Below are 1,395 nucleotides of genomic sequence, written 5' to 3' on the forward strand. Positions count from 1 at the left end.
GAGTAGGAATCGACTTCTGGCTGGTCATTTTCGTTGGCTGGATATGGTGGCGACGGCTTCTCTCGCCGCGCTCCGGTATGCCGTGATCCGGGGTCGGACCACACGACTCTCGGTGATACACACTCGCCAGGAAGACAACAGCATCTCGGTTTCCCCTCTGCGGACAATGACCGACGGTACACAAGCTCGCCGGAGTAACCGTGCGCGTCACCGATGCCGGCGGAACCAATGTTGTTGAGATCGACATGCTGGTGACCGCTGATGCTATCGCCGAAGCCCGGGATTGAAGTGACCCGAACTCCCGGGGCTTTGCTTTGCGATGTGCGACTATAAGTTCATGCTCGATCCGGGCGCAAAGGGCAGTGACGTAGTGGTGATACCGCAACGAACTTTATGGTGGGCGGTCGACGAGCTCTGCCGTGCGTTGCCGCACGAGGTGCTTCGAAAACTGAAAGTGAGATCGGGCGAGGACCTAGCCGCCATTTCAACGACTGCATTCCTAGCCTGTGCGCCGACTAGCGTTGATTGTGCTGGCGAACCAGACTTGATCTTCGATCTTTCGCATTCGAAATCGGAGCGCAGCCCCATATCGTCGATGGGTTTGGCGAATAAGAGGTTTGCGGACTTCGAAGTGAAATCGATTGGTCTTTGGTACCGAAAGTTTGACGCCACGATTGATCAATCCCTTGGGCGTGGCGAAATTCCGATGGTGACGACGTTCACCGCAGCTGTTACGACTGTAAACGAGGTCCTGGCAGGTGAAGGCCTCAATCAGATTGATCGCGCGCTCCGCCAACTAAACAAGAAAGTGAGGGTTGCGCACTCGAAGAACATATTTCTGATTGCCCATCCCTTTGACTATCCCGTCGTTGAAATGGACGTTGCTCCTATCGTGGCACACCTTCTGAACCCACTGGACGGGATTGTTGGCGTAGACACCGTCTGGGTGATGTGGCCGGATGTCTTCTTTGTGATGTGGTCATCCCACAATGCCCGGTGGGTGAATCTGTTGTTTGACTCTCGAGAACAGAGCAAGGATCACTCATCTGCTTGGGACGACCTCGAGTTGCTGCAGCAAGTCCAAGTTGAGTTTCAGCGTCGTATCGACGGTGAAACGAACTCTCCGTACATATTTCGACTTGAGTAACGGGTTGTTTGAGGTGTTGTGGGTCGGCGAGCTCAAGAGCTGACAGCCAAGCCCGGACATCGTTTGCGGTCTATCCGCTTTTTAGCGTGGCGTTTCGCAGGTTTGACTTCTTGTGTGCAGATGCCGGCCCGAAAAGATGTCGTAGAGGTCGGCATGCTGGGGACCGCTGATCGGAGGTCGAAATCGCGGTCTTGTAGCCACCTTTCCTTCGCCTGTCTGCGGTGGTGCCGGCGGCCGGTGAGGTAGTG

Annotated in this window: 1 protein-coding gene; it reads left to right on the plus strand. The window is 55.4% G+C overall.

Going from position 1 to position 1,395, the window contains the following annotated elements; all coding sequences use genetic code 11:
• Positions 1–319: 319 nt before the first annotated feature.
• Positions 320–1,147, plus strand: a complete 828-nt coding sequence (locus ACIQ2D_RS21990) for a hypothetical protein (RefSeq protein WP_011331628.1) — start codon at positions 320–322, stop codon at positions 1,145–1,147.
• Positions 1,148–1,395: the final 248 nt, after the last annotated feature.

It is taken from the genome of Lysinibacillus sp. NPDC097287, from assembly GCF_044761695.1.
In the GTDB taxonomy this organism is placed as follows: domain Bacteria; phylum Bacillota; class Bacilli; order Bacillales_A; family Planococcaceae; genus Lysinibacillus.

Coding starts and splice junctions, on each gene's coding strand:
- ACIQ2D_RS21990 (WP_011331628.1), top strand. CDS start 320: ATGTGCGACTATAAGTTCATGCTCGATCCGGGCGCAAAGGGCAGTGAC.